At 57.5% G+C, this 4,035-nt stretch carries 4 protein-coding genes and 3 tRNA genes; all 7 read left to right on the top strand.

Features of this window, described 5'->3' with window-relative positions; all coding sequences use genetic code 11:
- The first annotated feature begins 210 nt into the window (after positions 1-210).
- Positions 211-1,170 carry a bifunctional biotin--[acetyl-CoA-carboxylase] ligase/biotin operon repressor BirA gene (gene birA, locus GYA94_RS08635; RefSeq protein ID WP_161892136.1) on the top strand — a complete coding sequence of 320 codons (960 nt, stop codon included), beginning with the start codon at positions 211-213 and terminating at the stop codon, positions 1,168-1,170.
- Positions 1,160-1,909 carry a pantothenate kinase gene (locus GYA94_RS08630; RefSeq protein WP_161892135.1) on the top strand — a complete coding sequence of 250 codons (750 nt, stop codon included), beginning with the start codon at positions 1,160-1,162 and terminating at the stop codon, positions 1,907-1,909. Before birA ends, GYA94_RS08630 begins: the two co-directional genes overlap by 11 nt.
- Before the next feature lie 7 nt (positions 1,910-1,916).
- Positions 1,917-2,342, top strand: a complete 426-nt coding sequence (locus GYA94_RS08625) for a hypothetical protein (protein ID WP_161892134.1) — start codon at positions 1,917-1,919, stop codon at positions 2,340-2,342.
- Between the two features lie 152 nt (positions 2,343-2,494).
- A tRNA-Tyr gene (locus GYA94_RS08620) sits at positions 2,495-2,578 on the top strand.
- Between the two features lie 24 nt (positions 2,579-2,602).
- Positions 2,603-2,676, top strand: a tRNA-Gly gene (locus GYA94_RS08615).
- A 29-nt stretch (positions 2,677-2,705) separates the two neighbouring features.
- Positions 2,706-2,781 (top strand) — tRNA-Thr (locus GYA94_RS08610).
- Between the two features lie 76 nt (positions 2,782-2,857).
- Positions 2,858-4,035: elongation factor Tu (gene tuf / locus GYA94_RS08605; RefSeq protein WP_161892133.1), on the top strand; the 1,178-nt coding region annotated here is incomplete at its 3' end.

Here is a 4,035-nt window from a genome sequence, read left to right as displayed (position 1 = left end):
TTTGTGCTCCAAAAAAGTCTCCTGGCCTCACAATCCCTGTGGGAGCGGGCGTGCCCGCGAACACCGGCGCAGCCGGATCCATCACAGCGCCTGCTCCTCGGCGCCATTATCGTCAGGCTGAGCGTTTCAGCCCGAGGCATTCGGCCCTTTTCCTATGCAATCCCCCAGCCCATAGCTATCATGCCTGCCTTATTCCAAGTCGAGACTGGCATGCTGAAGTTGTTGAATCTCCTCAAGGACGGCCGGTTCCATTCCGGAGAAGCTCTGGGGGCGGCCCTCGGGGTGAGTCGTAGCGCCGTTTGGAAGCAGCTGCAGCACCTGGAGAGTGAACTGAACCTCACCATTCACAAAGTTCGTGGGCGTGGTTACCAATTGGCTGCGCCGCTGGTGTTGCTCGAGGCACAAGCAATCGCCGGGTTCGCCGAAGGCGAGCAGTGGCCAGTATTCATCCACGACACGATCGACTCGACCAACGCCGAAGGCCTGCGCATGGCGGGTGAGGGCCAGGCAGCACCCTTTTTGGTTTTGGCCGAGCGCCAGAGCGCTGGCCGTGGCCGACGTGGCCGGCAATGGGTCAGTCCGTTTGCCGAGAACCTGTACTACAGCCTGGTGCTGCGGGTTGACGGCGGCATGCGCCAGCTTGAAGGCTTGAGCTTGGTGGTAGGGTTGGCAGTAATGCGCACCTTGCAGGGCTTTGGTGTAAAGGACGTAGGGCTGAAGTGGCCTAACGATGTCCTGGTACACGGGATGAAGATCACCGGCATTCTGCTGGAACTGGTGGGAGATCCAGCCGATGTCTGCCATGTTGTGCTGGGTGTCGGCATCAATGTGAACATGCAGGCGAACGAGCAGGTCGACCAGCAGTGGACGTCGATGCGACGCGAGCTGGGTGGGGCAATAGACCGGAATCACCTGGTGGCGTCGCTAACCCAGCATTTGCAGCATGAACTGGCACGTCATCGGCGCTATGGTTTCGCTGCATTCCAGGAGGAATGGGAGCAGGCGCACCTTTGGCAAGGCCGGAGTGTATCGCTGATTGCCGGTAACACACGTATTGATGGTGTTGTTCTTGGCGTCGACGGGCAGGGCGGCTTGCGCCTTGAGGTGGATGGAGTGGAGAAGAGCTTCAGCGGTGGTGAGCTCAGTTTGAGGTTGCGTGATGATTCTTGAGCTCGATTGCGGAAACAGCTTTATCAAATGGCGGGTCATCCATGTCGCCGATGCAGTGATCGAGGGCGGCGGGATTGTCGACACCGATCAGGCATTGGTGGCCGAAGTGGCTGCACTCGCCTCGGTGCGTCTTACGGGCTGTCGCATTGTGAGTGTGCGTAGCGAGGAAGAGACCGATGCGCTTTGCGCGGTTATCGCCCAGGCCTTTGCCGTTCAGGCCCGGGTAGCGCACCCCGCCCGGGAAATGGCAGGCGTGCGCAACGGTTATGAGGATTACCAGCGTTTGGGGATGGATCGCTGGCTGGCCGCATTAGGTGCATTTCATGTTGCCAAAGGGGCTTGCCTGGTCATCGATTTGGGGACTGCTGCAAAAGCCGACTTCGTGGCTGCGGATGGCGAGCACCTGGGCGGGTATATCTGCCCGGGCATGCCATTGATGCGCAGTCAGTTGCGCACCCACACCCGGCGCATTCGTTATGACGATGCCTCCGCCGAGCGCGCGTTGACCAGCCTGTTACCAGGGCGCTCAACCGTCGAGGCAGTCGAGCGCGGTTGTGTTCTGATGCTGCAGGGTTTTGCCCGCACGCAGCTCGAGCAGGCACGTGCCCTGTGGGGTGAAGATTTCACCGTATTCCTCACTGGGGGCGATGCGCCGCTAGTGAGGGAGGCCGTGCCCCAGGCGCGTGTCGTGCCCGACCTGGTGTTCGTGGGGCTGGCCATGGCTTGTCCATTGGATTGAGGTGCCTATGCGTTGGTTGTTTCTGCTGTTACTGGTGCTCAACGTCTTCTACTACGTGTGGCATCAGCAGGAAGCCCCGCTGAAGGTCAAGGAAGTCGCCCCCTTGTCTCTGTACAAGGGGAGTCAGCAAGAAATCCGGCTTTTGCGTGAAACGGGTGTATCAACACCCCCAAAGCGCCGGGATGAATGCCTGGTAATAGGTGGGGTAATGGCGCAGGCGCAGCTCGAAGCCCTGCGCCAGCGTCTGCTTAGCCTCGATATTGCGACGTTGCCGGTGGTAGCGCAGTTGCCTGGTGCCGATGGTCGTTGGCTCAAGGTAGCCCCGGAAAGCGAGCGATTGCTGGATGAAACGGTGCTCTCATCTCTTTCCAATGATTTCAAAGACTTAAAACATAAAATTATTTTCTGCCAGGGTATTGCAACTGACGAATAGCTTGATAGAATGGCGCCCGCTTCACAGGGAACACCACTTGGGTGGTAGAGCTGGAAGCGGTGTCAAAGCAGCTAAGTTTCAGATTTGATTGAAAAAATTTGAAAAAACGCTTGACACTAGGACGGCAGACAAATAGAATGCCGGCCACATCTGGAGGGATTCCCGAGCGGTCAAAGGGGACGGACTGTAAATCCGTTGCGAGAGCTTCGAAGGTTCGAATCCTTCTCCCTCCACCAGTTTTAGCGAGAGCCGCAAGCTCCGCGGGTATAGTTTAGTGGTAGAACCTCAGCCTTCCAAGCTGATGATGCGGGTTCGATTCCCGCTACCCGCTCCAAGTTTGCTGGATTTTGCACAAAGTGTTTCGCTCTTGTAGCTCAGTTGGTAGAGCACACCCTTGGTAAGGGTGAGGTCAGCGGTTCAAATCCGCTCAAGAGCTCCATACAAACAAGGCAGATATGAAAATATCTGCCTTTGTTTTATCAGCGCAAGACTATTCTTCTGCGAGGGTTGTATCGATGGCTAAGGAAAAGTTTGATCGTTCCCTTCCCCACGTTAACGTCGGCACCATCGGCCACGTTGACCACGGTAAGACCACTCTGACCGCAGCTCTGACTCGCGTCTGCTCCGAAGTTTTCGGTTCGGCAGTCGTTGAGTTCGACAAGATCGACTCGGCTCCGGAAGAAAAAGCGCGCGGTATCACCATCAACACCGCTCACGTCGAGTACAACTCGAACATTCGTCACTACGCTCACGTTGACTGCCCAGGTCACGCTGATTACGTGAAGAACATGATCACCGGTGCTGCCCAGATGGACGGCGCGATCCTGGTTTGCTCGGCCGCCGATGGTCCGATGCCACAAACCCGTGAGCACATCCTGCTGTCCCGTCAGGTTGGCGTTCCGTACATCGTGGTCTTCCTGAACAAGGCTGACCTGGTAGACGACGCTGAGCTGCTGGAACTGGTCGAGATGGAAGTTCGCGACCTGCTGTCCACCTACGACTTCCCAGGCGACGACACCCCGATCATCATCGGTTCGGCTCGTATGGCGCTGGAAGGCAAAGACGACAACGAAATGGGCACTACCGCTGTCAAGAAGCTGGTAGAAACTCTGGATGCCTACATCCCTGAGCCAGTTCGTGCCATCGACCAGCCATTCCTGATGCCAATCGAAGACGTATTCTCGATCTCGGGTCGTGGTACCGTTGTTACCGGCCGTATCGAGCGTGGTATCGTCCGCGTTCAGGATCCGCTGGAAATCGTTGGTCTGCGTGACACCACCACCACCACCTGCACCGGTGTTGAGATGTTCCGCAAGCTGCTGGACGAAGGCCGTGCTGGCGAGAACTGCGGCGTTCTGCTGCGTGGTACCAAGCGTGACGACGTTGAGCGTGGCCAGGTTCTGGTCAAGCCAGGTTCGGTCAAGCCGCACACCAAGTTCACCGCAGAAGTCTACGTTCTGTCGAAGGAAGAAGGCGGTCGTCACACTCCGTTCTTCAAAGGGTACCGTCCTCAGTTCTACTTCCGTACCACTGACGTGACCGGTAACTGCGAACTGCCGGAAGGCGTTGAAATGGTAATGCCAGGTGACAACATTCAGATGACTGTTACCCTGATCAAGACCATCGCAATGGAAGACGGTCTGCGCTTCGCTATCCGTGAAGGCGGTCGTACCGTCGGCGCCGGCGTCGTAGC

The organism is Pseudomonas juntendi (assembly GCF_009932375.1).
Taxonomy (GTDB): Bacteria; Pseudomonadota; Gammaproteobacteria; order Pseudomonadales; family Pseudomonadaceae; genus Aquipseudomonas; species Aquipseudomonas juntendi.
This window is presented reverse-complemented; position numbering and strand designations above follow the sequence as displayed.